The organism is Streptomyces camelliae, from assembly GCF_027625935.1.
In the GTDB taxonomy this organism is placed as follows: domain Bacteria; phylum Actinomycetota; class Actinomycetes; order Streptomycetales; family Streptomycetaceae; genus Streptomyces; species Streptomyces camelliae.
Window position 1 is genome coordinate 4,836,041 of the sequence record NZ_CP115300.1, and the last position, 13,281, is coordinate 4,849,321.

Below are 13,281 nucleotides of genomic sequence, written 5' to 3' on the forward strand. Positions count from 1 at the left end.
GCCGGGTGCGGGGCGGCCTGTGAGCGGCCTTGTCGGAGTCTGGGGAGGGCTGTCGGAACGACTGTGCGTGACCTCGGGGTGCGGTGCAATTGCACATATTAAATTGACCACTTGTATGACGGTGGTAAGTACCGCCCTTTCAAAAACTCATGCGGTGACTCCCGTCACACGCCTGGGCGGTTGTTGCCGACAGCCTGTGTGCGCTAGTGGAGCGTCAGGTTCCAGCGTCCCACGTGCGGTGCGGAGTTGGGGCCGCCGTCGGTCACGCCGGCCGAGGAGTTTCGTCTCCGGCGCCGTCGTCATCCGTGTCCGGCGTCCGTGGGCCGGCGTCCATCGCCAGCCGCAGCAGGTGATGGCAGACGGCGCAGTGGCGAGTGAGGTGCCGGTAGGACGAGGCGGCCGCCAGATGCGCCCTCAACAGCGCCCGCGTCTCATGCCTGACCGTTGCCCCCATACCCCACCTCCAGAGACCCGGCGAAAGCAGGCCCTGCCTTCTGCCTACCGACCGAATGTGACGCCGTCAAGGGAACCGGGGGGTCTGGGGCAGGGCGGTGGGGCCGAGGGACCCCAGGGGGGCCTGGAGGGGGCCGAGAGGAGGCCTGGAAGGGGGGAGGGCTCTTTCGGGGCCGCCGACGGCAAAGGGGGCGCTCCAGTGGCCACATCGGGAGGGCCTTCACGGGGGCTGGGCGAAACGGAATGCCGAAGTGCCCAGCATCCGGCTCCGCCGCGGGCGCGGCCTCCGTCTTGAGGGGGTGGTGGGGGCGGTGGTGTGGTGCATGCGATGAGGCCCGCTTCCCTTGCGGGGTGCGGGCCTCAGTCTCGGTGCGGTCCTGACGGGATTTGCCGTGTCTGATTGCGGCTGCGCCGCGGGCGCGGCCTCCGTCTTGAGGGGGTGGTGGGGGCGGTGGTGTGGTGCACGCGATGAGGCCCGCTCCCCTTGCGGGGTGCGGGCCTCACTTTCGATGCGGTCCTGACGGGATTTGAACCCGCGGCCTCCACCTTGACAGGGTGGCGAGCACTCCAAACTGCTCCACAGGACCAGGTTTCGCGGCGCTTGGCTTGGTGCGTTGCGCTGCGAGATGAGACTGTACAGGAGGTGGGGCCGCCTGGTCGAACTCACCCCCTGTGCACGCGTGATTACGGCACAGCGGCGTCGATCGCCTTCACGATCCGCTTGTCGGAGACGGGGTAGGCCGTGCCGAGGGCGTGGGCGAAGTAGCTGACCCTCAGCTCCTCGATCATCCAGCGGATGTCCAGGACCGCCTGGGGGACCGGACGGCCCTTCGGGAGCTGTTCCAGGAGCCAGGCGTACTCGTCCCGCATCTCGTGGACCTTCTCCATGCGTGTGGTGTCCCGCTGGACGTTCGTCGGCATCTGCTGGAGCCTGCGGTCCGCCGCCACCAGGTAGCGCATCAGGTCGGGCAGGCGGCGTATGCCGGCCCACGTCACGAAGCCGGGCTTCACGAGGGCGTCCAACTGCCCCCGGACGTCCGTCAGGTTCGCCAGCAGCGCGGGGCTGCGGGTGGCCTTCAGACGGCGTTCACAGGCCTGCCAGGCGGCCAGCACCTGCTGCACCTGGGCGACCGTACGGACCGTCGTGTCCACGATCTCGGCGCGGACCTTGTCGTACAGCTTCCGGTACGACTCCTCGTCCCACACCGGCCCGCCGAAGTCCGCGATCAGCTTGTCGGCCGCCGCCATCGCGCAGTCGTCGAACAACGCCTGGACGGAGCCGTGCGGATTCGCCGAGAGCGCCAGCTTCTGGGCATTGGTCAGCTTCTCGGACGCGAACTTCGCCGGGTTCACCGGGATGTTGCGCAGGATCAGCCGCCGGGTGCCCTGCCACATGGCTTCCGCCTGCTCGGCCTCCGTGTCGAAGAGCCGGACCGAGACCGTGTCGCCGTCGTCCACCAGCGCCGGGTACGCCTTCACCGGCTGGCCGGCCCGCCGCGTCTCGAAGACGCGCGTCAGCGCGCCGATCGTCCAGTCGGTCAGCCCCTTGCGCTCCAGCGACTCCCCGCCCTCGCGGGACGCGGTCGCCGCGGCCGCCTGGGACAGGGCCTGCCTGGCCTTCGGCTTCAGCCTGAGCTTCAGCGCCTCCAGATCCTTGTCCTCGGCCAGCTTCCGCCGCCGTTCGTCCACGATCCGGAAGGTGATCTTGAGGTGGTCGGGGACCTTCGACCAGTCGAAGTCCTCCGCCTCGAAGGGGACACCGACCATCCGCTTCAGCTCGCGCGCCATCGTCACCGGCAGCGGCTCCTGCAGGGGCACCGCCTTCTCCAGGAACGCCTTCGCGTAGTTCGGCGCGGGGACGTAGTGACGGCGGACGGGCTTGGGGAGGGAGCGGATCAGCTCCGTGACCACCTCCTCGCGCAGGCCCGGGATCTGCCAGTCGAAGCCCTCGTCCGTGACCTGGTTGAGCACCTGGAGCGGGATGTGGACCGTCACGCCGTCCGCGTCCGCGCCCGGCTCGAACTGGTACGTCACCCGGAACTTCAGCTGACCCTGCCGCCAGGAGTCCGGATAGTCGGCCTTGGTGACCGCCTCCGCCGACTCCCGGATGAGCATCTCCCGCTCGAAGTCCAGGAAGTCGGGCTGCTCGTGCCGCTTCCGCTTCCACCAGGAGTCGAAGTGGGCGCCCGACACCACATGGTCGGGGACGCGCTGGTCGTAGAAGTCGAAGAGCGTGTCGTCGTCGACCACGATGTCCCGGCGCCGCGCCCGGTGCTCCAGCTCCTCGACCTCGCTGAGGAGCCTGCGGTTGTCGGCGAAGAACTTGTGGTGCGTGCGCCAGTCGCCCTCGACCAGCGCGTTGCGGATGAACAGCTCGCGGCTCGTCCCGGGGTCGATCCGGCCGTAGTTCACCTTCCGCTGGGCGACGATCGGGACGCCGTACAGCGTGACCTTCTCGTACGCCATCACGGCCGCCTGGTCCTTCTCCCAGTGCGGTTCGCTGTACGTCCGCTTCAGGAGGTGCTCGGCGAGCGGCTCGACCCACTCCGGCTCGATCTTGGCGTTGACCCGCGCCCACAGCCGCGAGGTCTCCACCAGCTCGGCCGACATCACGAACTTCGGCTGCTTCTTGAACAGCGCCGAGCCCGGGAAGATCGCGAACTTGGCGTTGCGGGCGCCCAGGTACTCGTTCTTGTTGCCGTCCTTCACGTCCTTCATCCCGATGTGGGAGAGGAGGCCGGAGAGGAGGGAGATGTGGATGCGGTCGCTGGGGGCGTCCTCCTCGGCGAGGTGGATGCCCATCTGCTTGGCGACCGTGCGCAGCTGGAGGTAGATGTCCTGCCATTCGCGGATGCGCAGGAAGTTCAGGTACTCCTGCTTGCACATCCGCCGGAAGGACGACGAACCCCGCTCCCTCTGCTGCTCGCGGACGTACCGCCACAGGTTGAGGTAGGCGAGGAAGTCGCTGGTCTCGTCCTTGAAGCGGGCGTGCTGCTGGTCGGCCTGGGTCTGCTTGTCGGCCGGGCGTTCGCGCGGGTCCTGGATGGACAGCGCGGCGGCGATGACCATGACCTCGCGGACACAGCCGTTCTTGTCGGCCTCCAGGACCATGCGGGCCAGCCGCGGGTCGACCGGCAGCTGGGCCAGCTTGCGGCCGGTGTCGGTGAGCCGCTTGCGCGGGTCCTTCTGCGCCGGGTCCAGCGCGCCCAGCTCCTGCAGCAGCTGCACGCCGTCGCGGATGTTGCGGTGGTCCGGCGGGTCGATGAAGGGGAACTTCTCGATCTCGCCGAGGCCGGCCGCGGTCATCTGGAGGATGACGGAGGCCAGGTTCGTACGGAGGATCTCCGCGTCCGTGAACTCCGGGCGGGCGAGGAAGTCGTCCTCGCTGTAGAGGCGGATGCAGATGCCGTCGGACGTACGGCCGCAGCGGCCCTTGCGCTGGTTGGCGCTGGCCTGCGAGACCGGCTCGATGGGCAGCCGCTGGACCTTGGTGCGGTGGCTGTAGCGGCTGATCCGGGCGAAGCCGGGGTCGATGACGTACTTGATGCCGGGGACCGTGAGGGACGTCTCGGCGACGTTCGTCGCCAGAACGATCCTGCGTCCGGTGTGCGGCTGGAAGACCCGGTGCTGCTCGGCGTGCGACAGCCGGGCGTAGAGGGGCAGGATCTCGGTGAACCTGTACCTCTTCTTCTCCAGTGCGTCGGCGGTGTCCCGGATCTCCCGCTCACCGGAGAGGAAGACGAGGATGTCGCCCTGGCCCTCGGCCTGGAGTTCCTCGACCGCGTCGCAGATCGCGGTGATCTGGTCCCGGTCGGCGTCCTCGGCGTCCTCTTCGAGGAGGGGCCGGTAGCGCACCTCCACCGGATACGTCCGGCCGCTGACCTCGATGATCGGCGCGTCCCCGAAGTGCCGGGAGAAGCGCTCGGGGTCGATGGTCGCGGAGGTGATGACGACCTTCAGGTCCGGCCGCTTCGGCAGCAGCTGGGCCAGATAGCCGAGCAGGAAGTCGATGTTGAGGGACCGCTCGTGGGCCTCGTCGATGATGATCGTGTCGTAGGCGCGCAGCTCGCGGTCGGTCTGGATCTCGGCGAGCAGGATGCCGTCCGTCATCAGCTTGATGAACGTGGCGTCCGGGTTCACCTGGTCGGTGAAGCGGACCTTCCAGCCGACGGCCTCGCCGAGCGGCGTCCGCAGCTCCTCCGCCACCCGCTCGGCGACGGTCCGGGCGGCGATACGGCGGGGCTGCGTGTGCCCGATCATGCCGCGCACGCCCCGGCCCAGCTCCATACAGATCTTCGGGATCTGCGTGGTCTTGCCGGACCCGGTCTCACCCGCGACGATGACGACCTGGTGATCGCGGATGGCCTCGGCGATCTCGGCCTTCTTCTGGCTGACGGGCAGCTGCTCGGGGTACGACACGGCGGGCACGCGGACGCGCCGTTCGGCCATGCGGGCCTCGGCCTTGCCGACCTCGGCCTCGATCTCGGCGAGGACGGCGGCGCGGGCCTCCGGCTTACGGATCTTGCGCGCGCCCTCAAGCCGCCGACCGAGCCGGTGCGCGTCACGCAGCGACAGCTCGGTCAGACGGGGGGCGAGGGTGCCGAGGGCGGGGGCGGGATGCGTAGACATACGCGGTCCAGGATCTCACCTCGGGGAAATGAGTGGCGAACGCTTTTGCGCGCGCGGCTCACCACCCCGCCCCCCGTCCGGCCGTGGGTGCCGGCCGCTACTCCGTGCGCCAGTCGGTGAGCAGCACCGGGCGGTCGGTGAGCCGCTGCAGGCCGCTGCCGTCGGTGGCGTTCATCACGTAGGTGGCGTTGTCGCCGGTGAAGTCGTCGTGGCCCTCGAAGGCGATCTTCGTGCCGTCGGGGGAGTAGACGGCGTTCTGGTCGGAGGACAGCGGGGTCGTCCAGCCGCTGTTCAGGTCGGTGACCGCACCGGTGGCCACGTCGACGGAGTGCACGCCGTACTGGGTCGTGTAGGCGAGCCGGGTGCCGTCCGGGGACCAGTCGGCGGGCGATGCCCACACGTCGTGGCTCGTGGTGAGCTCGCGTGCTTCCAGGGTGGTGGTGTCCATGACGTAGACGTCGGTGCCGTACTGCCAGGAGCCGTCCGCGGCCTGGTACTCGGTGGTCTGCAGGAAGGCGAGGGAGCGGCCGTCGGGCGAGAAGGTGCCGCGCATGCCGACGGCGAGCGTCTGCTCGCCGGTGCCGTCGGTGTTCACCCACTCCAGGCCGCGCGGGCTGTCGAAGACGATCCGCTGTCCGTCGGGCGACCAGTGGGGGTGGGCGACGTATGGCGCGTTGTTCGTCTCGGGCTGGATGCCCGCGACCAGGACGTGCGGATTGCTGCCGTCGGCTCCGGCGACCATCAGGTCCTGGGCGTAGGCGCAGCCCCCCTCCGGCTGGGGGATGCAGGTGCTTTCGGGGTGGATGTACGCCACCTGGGAGCCGTCGGGGGACACGACGCCGTCCGTGGCGCCCTGGGCGTAGACGGTGGTGACGGTTCCGGCGACGGGATTGAGGGCGACCATGTTCGGGGTGCCCGTGCTGTAGTCGGTGGCGGTGAGCAGGCCCGGGCCGTGGCTTCCGTCCGCCACGGCGGTGCCGGCCAGCGGCAGTGCGGTCGCGATCGCCAGCGTGACGGTCAACACCCCGTGTCTGAAACGCACGTGAGTTCCCTCCCTGGAAACCGGGACCGGCGTGCCCGGCCCCCGGTGCAGGAGCGCGCGCTGACCGGGAAACGTCACGCGCCGGAGGCGGGCCCCGTCCCACCCGAGGGGGCCGCGGAACCGGCGGCACGGCCTGCGGCGGGTCCCAGGGCGAGCGACTTGGCGGTGTTGGAGACGGCCTTGATGCCCAGGTAGGCGGTGGTCATGCTGCTCACGGCGGTGAACGCGGCGGTGAGGATGCCGACGATCACGGACTTGTCCCCGTCGAGCCGCCACACGCCGATGATCGCGACGATGACGATCGCGAGATTGCTGGCGATGACCGCGAGCAGCCCGTACCGCGCCCGGGTCTTCTCCAGCTGGGTGTCCGCTGTCACGGCGGCGGCCTGGTCCTGGTTCATCTCCCCGTCCCCCTGTGCAGCAGCTGTGCGACCCGTGCGTCCACCTGAGCGCGGTCGTACCCGCGCCGGACGATGTCGAAGACCGGCGGTGTCTCGGGTGCCGTACCTGCGGTCAGCCGGGTCAGATAGGCGTCCACCTGGGCACGGTCGTAACCGCGCCGAGCGATGTCGAAACCCTGGAAACCCTGGAAGTCGTCCGCCATGCCTGCCCTCCCCCGCTACGACGAAGGCCCCGTTCATCGAACGGGGCCTTCTGGTTGTGGCTGGGGCCGGGGTCGAACCGGCGACCTATCGCTTTTCAGGCGATCGCTCGTACCAACTGAGCTACCCAGCCACGGTGTTTCACGTGAAACACCAGCGGTCCTGACGGGATTTGAACCCGCGGCCTCCACCTTGACAGGGTGGCGAGCACTCCAAACTGCTCCACAGGACCAAGCTTGTGCGTGCAACAGTGTCGCACACGGTTTTGCGTGCCCCCAACGGGATTCGAACCCGTGCTACCGCCTTGAAAGGGCGGCGTCCTAGGCCGCTAGACGATGAGGGCTATCGGCCCGCCTGGGCGCTTCTCAGCGCGTCGGGGACGTGAGAAGCATATGGGATGGCGAGGGGTATCGCCAAAACGGTTTACGGCGAGGGGGCGGAAGCCGAGGGAGAAGTGGGCGGGGTGGGGGCGGCGCCGGGCTTGACCGGGGTGGCCAGATGGCGGCTGACCTCGGCCGTCGTCTCGCCCAGCCCGCCCAGCCTGATCGCGTCCCAGGCCTGGAGGCGGCGGCTGTCCCGGTCGAAGTAGAGGATCGAGGCCTCGATCGGGGCGGGGTACTTGCCCTCCACCGCGCGCAGCCCGCTTCCGCCCGTGGAGCCCTCCATGCGGAGCCGGGTGCCGTAGGGCAGGATCTCGTCCCCCTCGTGGTGCAGATGGCCGCAGAGCACCAGCGGCACCTCGCCGTCCGTCTCGCGCGCCGCGGCCGGTTCGTGGGCGACGGCGACGTCCACCGGGGTGTGCCGGGCCTTCTGATCGCGCAGGGCACTGGCCAGCCGGTCGCCGGCCAGCTGCTCGGCCGCGTCGCCGCCCGGCACCGCCGAACGGTCGGGGGTGAACTGCGGATCCCCGATGCCCGCGAACCGCAGGCCCGCGACCGTCTGCGCCCGGCCGTCGTCCAGGACGTGTACGTTCTTCATCCGCTCCAGATAGCGCTGGGTGATCCGCGAATCGTGGTTGCCGCGCACCCACACGTACGGCACGCCCAGGCCCCTGACCGGGTCCAGGAAGCCGTTCTCGGCCGCTATCCCGTGGTCCATGGTGTCGCCGGAGTCGACGATCACGTTCACCTTGTACTGCTCCACCAGCGAGGCGATGATCTTCCAGCTCGCCGGGTTGAGATGGATGTCCGACACGTGCAGGACCCGGATGGTGGAGGGGTCCGGCTGGTAGGCCGGGAGCGTGGAGGTGACGTCGTAGAGCTTCGTCACATTCGTCACCAGACGGGCCAGCTCCTTCTGGTAGACGTCGAACTCGGTGACGATGCTGCGCGCGTTGCCGACCACGGACGGCGCCGACGACAGCAGCCCCGAGTACTTCGGCTCCAGCACCGACTTCGGGTTCCAGGTGGCGTACGCCGACGCGCCCGAGGCGGCGAGCAGCGCCAGGGCCAGTCCGCCGGCCGCGAGGGCCCGGCGCGGGCGGCGGTAGACGGCGAGGCCGAGGGTGGTGGCGCCCACGACGACCGCGACGCAGGAGCGCACCGCCAGGTCCAGCGTGCCGTGCTCGACGTCCCGGGCCACCTCGTTCTGCAGGCCGGAGAGCCGCTCGGGGTGGTCGACCAGGGCCTGGGAGCGCACCGGGTCGAGCTGGTCGACGTCGACGTCCAGGCGGACCGGGGCCTCATGGCTGTCCAGGGTGAGCGCGCCCAGCGGCGAGATGTTGATCTTCGTGCCGCCGGTGAGGGAGGGGCGCAGCGCCATCGTCGTGTTCATCGGGCCGACCGGGGTCCGTACGTTCCCGACGATCAGCAGGCCCAGCCAGGCGCCGACGAGGACGACGGCCGTGAGCCCGAGAGCGCTCAGCCAGGGGCGGGCGCCGGCTTCCGGGGCGGGGAGCGCGCGGGGCCTTCGGCGGGCGCCGGCTTCCGGGGTGCGGAGGGTGCGGGGCCTTCCGCCGGTGGGGCGTGCCGGGGTGCGGAGGGTACGGATGGGGCGCAGGCGTACGCGGTTCGTCAGCGTGCGCAGGGCTGCGACCGTGCGGCGGGCGGCGACGGGGACGCGGACCATTGGTCCCGTATGCCCACGTACGGACGCGGATATGCGGCGCCGCACCGCAGTCGTACGAGCCGCTCGTACGAAGCCGTCGTACCGGACAATGACCCTGTGCCGGAGATGACGCGTCAGGAGTTCGAGGAGCTGGTCGCCGAGGCGCTCGACCGGATCCCGCCGGAGCTGACGCGGCTCATGGACAACGTGGCGGTGTTCGTGGAGGACGAGCCCCCACCTACGACCCCGAGCTGCTCGGCCTGTACGAGGGCACCCCGCTGACCGACCGGCGCGAGTGGCACGCGGGCGTGCTGCCGGACCGGATCACCGTCTACCGGGGTCCGACGCTCAGGATGTGCGAGACCCGCGAGGACGTGGTCGTGGAGACCGAGGTGACGGTGGTGCACGGTACCCCGTTGTACATCTTTTCGAGGACGCTTCAGTCGATCGGGTGATGGCCGCAGGGCTTGTTATCACCGCCGTGCGAGGCGACGCGGGCATGCCCGGCGGGGAGGGTGTTCCGGGCGGCGGGGCGTCAGCCCCAGCCCAGTTCGTGGAGCCGTGCGTCCTCGATGCCGAAGTGGTGAGCCACCTCATGGATGACGGTCACGGCCACCTCGTGGACCACGTCCTCCGGTGTCTCGCAGAAGCGCAACGTGGGGCCCATGTAGATCGTGATCCGGTCCGGCAGCACTCCCGCGTACCACTCGCCACGCTCCGTGAGCGGTGTCCCCTCGTAGAGGCCGAGCAGCTCCGGGTCGTCGGCGGTCGGCTCGTCCTCCACGAAGACAGCCACGTTGTCCATGACCCGGGTCAGGTCCGGCGGGATCTGGTCCAGGGCCTGGCTGACGAGTTCTTCGAACGCTTCGCGGGTCATCTCCAGCACATGGCCATTGTCGGGGACGGCCGACTGAATCCGGGTACGCAAATGCCCCGCCCGCGTGCCACGGGGGCGTGTGCACAGAGCAGCCGGCTCGCTGAGTTTTGATTCGCCACCCTCAGCGAGCCGGGGCTGGCGGGGGCTCCACTTCTCATGGATGCCCCTTGAGCAAGCGGGGTCAGGGAACCTGCCCGGTCCGACAGCAGACGGGACAGTCGGAGCTGTCGGACCCTCCGCAGTGCACCACACCGCACGCTGATCAGTGCAGTACCCGCAGATGTCCCCGTAGTTCCACAGGGTCCAAGGGGGATGGCTTACTCATCACTTCGGCATCGACGACGCCCGGCTGCACACGCTCGGCTACGGCTGAGCGGCGAGCGCGTGCGCCGCCGGGCGCGGATGCGCGACGGCTGGGCGCGGATGCGCGACGGCTGGGCGCCGATGCGGGCGGGGCGCCGATGCGGGCGGGGCGCGTGTCCTCTTGCGGGCGGGGGGAGTTGGGGAGGTTGACTCTCTTCCTTGCCCTCGGAGGTGGCCGCCGTGCGCCCCTTGTACGTACCCGTCCGGCTCGCCGTCACCGTGCTGGCCGTCGCCACGGCGGCCGGCTGTGTGAACGTGGGTGACGACGCCGGCCGGGCCCGGCCCTCCCACTCGGCGGACCGGCACGGCGGCGAGGCGCCGGACGGCGGCCCGGTGGACAGCGTCGGCGGCCGGCAGCACGGCGGCTCCGCGGGCGACGGCAAGCACGGCAACGGCGGCAAGGCGAAGCCCGGCGAGTCGCCCAGTGCGTCGGCGGCCCCGTCCGCCGCGGGCAGCGCGTCCGCGCCCCCCGTCCGGCCCGGCAAGCCCGGTAAGCCGCAGCAGACCCCCGACCCCGGGGGCCCGCCGCCGACCGCGGCCCCGTCCACCCCGCCGGCCACCTCCGAGCCGCCCGCACCCCCGGCCTCCACCCCGCCGCCCCCGCCCCCCTCGGAGTCCCCGACGCCCGAGCCGTCCTCCTCGGCGCACGAGGGCACGGGACCCCAGCTGGTCCAGCGCGAGCCGGCCCCTGAGGCGGGTGCACCGGCGTGAGCGGCCGAGCCGAACCGGCGCCGACCTGCGGCGATGAGGCTCGGTTTGCCTTCAGGGGTGTTGGGTGCGTATGGTGGCAGATCGTTTGATCCCATTTGCCCGGCGCCACCACAGAGCGCGCCGTGTGGCGCGTACTCTCCTTTGCCGTGGCGGACCGCATTGAGGCGGTCGTGAGCGAATCACGGAGTTGACGGGCGCGTGCCGAAGAGACTCCGGAAGGTTTCGCATTCGCATGTCCGTGTCCAGTACTGACCAGTTCGTCGTGTCCGAGAACGAGCTCGCCGAGCTCGACCAGGAAATCGTCGACGCGACGACCGAGGTCACCGAGGCCGCAGAGGCCGCTGACACCACCCCCCAGTCCCCCCAGATCACCTTCGCCGACCTCGGCCTGCCCGAGGGCATCGTGCGCAAGCTCGCACAGAACGGCGTGACGACCCCCTTCCCGATCCAGGCCGCGACCATCCCGGACGCCCTGACCGGCAAGGACATCCTCGGCCGCGGCCGCACCGGCTCCGGCAAGACCCTCTCCTTCGGTCTGCCGACCCTGGCCACGCTGGCCGGCGGCCGCACCCAGAAGCACAAGCCCCGCGCGGTCATCCTCACCCCGACCCGCGAGCTGGCCATGCAGGTCGCCGACGCCCTCCAGCCGTACGGCGACGTCCTCGGCCTGAAGATGAAGGTCGTCTGCGGCGGCACCTCCATGGGCAACCAGATCTACGCCCTGGAGCGCGGCGTCGACATCCTCGTCGCCACGCCCGGCCGGCTGCGCGACATCATCAACCGTGGCGCCTGCTCCCTGGAGGACGTGCAGATCGCCGTCCTGGACGAGGCCGACCAGATGTCCGACCTGGGCTTCCTGCCCGAGGTCACCGAGCTGCTCGACCAGGTCCCGGCGGGCGGCCAGCGCATGCTCTTCTCCGCCACGATGGAGAACGAGATCCAGACCCTCGTCGACCGCTACCTGAACAGCCCCGTCTCGCACGAGGTGGACGCGGCCCAGGGCGCGGTGACGACCATGTCGCACCACATCCTCATCGTGAAGCCCAAGGACAAGGCGCCGGTCACCGCCGCGATCGCCTCCCGCAAGGGCCGCACGATCATCTTCGTCCGCACCCAGCTGGGCGCCGACCGCGTCGCCGAGCAGCTGCGCGAGGCCGGCGTGAAGGCCGACGCGCTGCACGGCGGCATGACCCAGGGCGCCCGTACCCGCACCCTGGCCGACTTCAAGGACGGCTACGTCAACGTCCTGGTCGCCACCGACGTCGCCGCCCGAGGCATCCACGTCGACGGCATCGACCTGGTCCTGAACGTGGACCCGGCCGGCGACCACAAGGACTACCTGCACCGCGCCGGCCGTACGGCCCGCGCCGGGCGCACCGGTACGGTCGTCTCGCTGTCCCTGCCGCACCAGCGGCGCCAGATCTTCCGCCTGATGGAGGACGCCGGCGTCGACGCCGCGCGCCACATCATCCAGGGGGCCGGCGCCTTCGACCCGGAGGTCGCCGAGATCACCGGCGCCCGCTCCATGACCGAGGTCCAGGCCGAGTCCGCGAACAACGCCGCCCAGCAGGCCGAGCGCGAGGTCGCCCAGCTCACCAAGCAGCTGGAGCGTGCCCAGCGCCGCGCGGCCGAGCTGCGCGAGGAGTCCGACCGGCTGGTCGCCCGGGTCGCCCGCGAGCGCGGCGAGGACCCCGAGGCCGCGGTGGCCGAGGCCCAGGCGACGGCCGCGGAGGAGCTGGCGGTGGCCGAGGCCAAGGCCGCAGCCGCCGCCGCGCAGCAGGCCGAGCGGGCCGAGCGCGACGAGCGTCCGGCGGCTTCGGCGCCGTACGAGCGCCGGGAGCGGCGGGGCTTCGACCGCGACCGTGGTGAGCGCGGCGAGCGGGGCGGCTTCGAGCGCCGTGAGGACCGTCGCCCCTTCGACCGGGACCGTGACCGGGGCGGTGACCGTGGTGGCCGTACCTTCGAGCGCCGCGAGGACCGGGGTGGCTTCGAGCGCCGCGACGACCGTCGTGACGACCGTGGTGGCCGTGGCTTCGAGCGCCGCGACGACCGCCGTGACGACCGCCGTCCGTTCGACCGCGACCGGGGCGGCGACCGTCCGTTCAACCGCGACCGCCGTGACGACCGTGGCGGCCGTGGCTTCGAGCGCCGCGACGACCGTCGTTCCTTCGACCGCGACCGCGACCGTGACCGGAGCTTCGACCGTGACCGTGACCGGGGCTTCGACCGTGACCGTGGGGGCGACCGCGGTGGCCGTTCCTTCGAGCGCCGTGACGACCGTGGCGGCTTCCGCCGGGACGAGCGCGGTGGCCACGGGCACCGGGGCAGCGACCGTCCGTTCAACCGCGACCGCCGCGACGACCGCCCGGGCTTCCGCTCCGGCGGCCACGACCGCCCCTTCGGCCGTCGTGACGACCACCGCGGCACCGGCTCGTTCGGCCGCCGCGAGGACAAGCCGCGCTGGAAGCGCAACGGCTGACGCCGAGTGACCTGAGAAGGGCCCGTACGACCACGACGTCGTACGGGCCCTTTTTGGCCATCCGTTGCCACCGAGTGAC

The 13,281-nt window shown here is 70.8% G+C and carries 9 protein-coding genes, 4 tRNA genes and 1 pseudogene; 3 read left to right on the top strand and 11 right to left on the bottom strand.

Annotation, left to right across the window (positions count from 1 at the left end; all coding sequences use genetic code 11):
• Nucleotides 1-262 precede the first annotated feature (262 nt).
• From O1G22_RS22000 to O1G22_RS22045, 10 genes are all read right to left on the bottom strand, one after another.
• On the bottom strand, nt 263-454 hold the full coding sequence (locus O1G22_RS22000; RefSeq protein WP_270082897.1) for a DUF6274 family protein: 192 nt from the start codon (nt 452-454) through the stop codon (nt 263-265).
• 511 nt (nt 455-965) lie between these two features.
• Nucleotides 966-1,040 (bottom strand) — tRNA-Asp (locus tag O1G22_RS22005).
• Between the two features lie 97 nt (nt 1,041-1,137).
• A complete protein-coding gene (gene hrpA, locus O1G22_RS22010) occupies nt 1,138-5,082 on the bottom strand; it encodes an ATP-dependent RNA helicase HrpA (protein ID WP_270082898.1) in 3,945 nt (1,314 codons plus the stop codon).
• Between the two features lie 97 nt (nt 5,083-5,179).
• Nucleotides 5,180-6,124: a TolB family protein gene (locus tag O1G22_RS22015; RefSeq protein ID WP_270082899.1), complete on the bottom strand. Its 945-nt coding sequence runs from the start codon at nt 6,122-6,124 to the stop codon at nt 5,180-5,182.
• A 74-nt stretch (nt 6,125-6,198) separates the two neighbouring features.
• Complete coding sequence (locus O1G22_RS22020; RefSeq protein WP_270082900.1) at nt 6,199-6,525, bottom strand: hypothetical protein; 327 nt, start codon at nt 6,523-6,525, stop codon at nt 6,199-6,201.
• Nucleotides 6,522-6,728, bottom strand: coding sequence for a DivIVA domain-containing protein (locus tag O1G22_RS22025; protein ID WP_270082901.1), 207 nt, complete (start codon nt 6,726-6,728; stop codon nt 6,522-6,524). Before O1G22_RS22025 ends, O1G22_RS22020 begins: the two co-directional genes overlap by 4 nt.
• Nucleotides 6,729-6,785: 57 nt before the next feature.
• A tRNA-Phe gene (locus O1G22_RS22030) sits at nt 6,786-6,859 on the bottom strand.
• A gap of 24 nt (nt 6,860-6,883) precedes the next feature.
• Nucleotides 6,884-6,958: transfer RNA gene (locus O1G22_RS22035), tRNA-Asp, on the bottom strand.
• Nucleotides 6,959-6,996: 38 nt separating this feature from the next.
• Nucleotides 6,997-7,069: transfer RNA gene (locus O1G22_RS22040), tRNA-Glu, on the bottom strand.
• Between the two features lie 80 nt (nt 7,070-7,149).
• A complete protein-coding gene (locus O1G22_RS22045) occupies nt 7,150-8,793 on the bottom strand; it encodes a metallophosphoesterase family protein (RefSeq protein ID WP_270082902.1) in 1,644 nt (547 codons plus the stop codon).
• Between the two features lie 96 nt (nt 8,794-8,889).
• Between O1G22_RS22045 and O1G22_RS22050 the strand changes: the two are divergent.
• A pseudogene (locus O1G22_RS22050) lies at nt 8,890-9,227 on the top strand (metallopeptidase family protein).
• Nucleotides 9,228-9,307: 80 nt separating this feature from the next.
• Here the strand turns inward: O1G22_RS22050 and O1G22_RS22055 are convergent.
• Complete coding sequence (locus O1G22_RS22055; RefSeq protein WP_270082903.1) at nt 9,308-9,658, bottom strand: metallopeptidase family protein; 351 nt, start codon at nt 9,656-9,658, stop codon at nt 9,308-9,310.
• A gap of 534 nt (nt 9,659-10,192) precedes the next feature.
• Here O1G22_RS22055 and O1G22_RS22060 point away from each other — a divergent pair.
• Entirely contained in the window at nt 10,193-10,723 is a 531-nt protein-coding gene (locus tag O1G22_RS22060; protein WP_270082904.1) for a hypothetical protein, read from the top strand.
• A gap of 232 nt (nt 10,724-10,955) precedes the next feature.
• Entirely contained in the window at nt 10,956-13,202 is a 2,247-nt protein-coding gene (locus O1G22_RS22065; protein ID WP_270082905.1) for a DEAD/DEAH box helicase, read from the top strand.
• Nucleotides 13,203-13,281: the final 79 nt, after the last annotated feature.